At 58.1% G+C, this 356-nt stretch carries 1 pseudogene; it reads right to left on the bottom strand.

From position 1 onward, the window contains the following. Positions 1 to 85: 85 nt before the first annotated feature. Positions 86 to 356: pseudogene (locus tag QU44_RS17275) on the bottom strand (ATP-binding protein); the annotation flags it as partial.

The raw sequence follows: 356 nt of genomic DNA, 5'->3' as shown, positions 1-356 counted from the left end.
CTGTTGATTTTTGCTGAGAGTTGACCCGGGATTTTCATCGAGAAGTGACCCGGGTGGATATGGTGCCCCGCAGTGCGGGAATGGGTCAAGTGGTGGCTTTTTCCTTTCGGGTTTTTGGTGCAGCGGCGCTGGCCCTGAACCGGAAGCTGTCATTGCCGGTTTCCAGGATGTGGCAATGGTGCGTGAGCCGCCAAAAGTTTCATGGCTCGCAGCGCGGTGGTCATCTTGGCATCGCCGAACACCTCGGCCCATTCGCTGAAGCTGAGATTGGTGGTGATGACGACGCTGGTGCGCTCGTAGAGCTTGCTCAACAGGTGGAACAGCAGTGCTCCGCCCGAGGGGCTGAACGGCAGATA

It is taken from the genome of Sphingomonas sp. 37zxx (assembly GCF_000786205.1).
GTDB lineage: Bacteria > Pseudomonadota > Alphaproteobacteria > Sphingomonadales > Sphingomonadaceae > Sphingomonas.
Note: the sequence above shows the minus strand (reverse complement) of the source record. Positions and strands in the feature narration are given on the sequence as shown.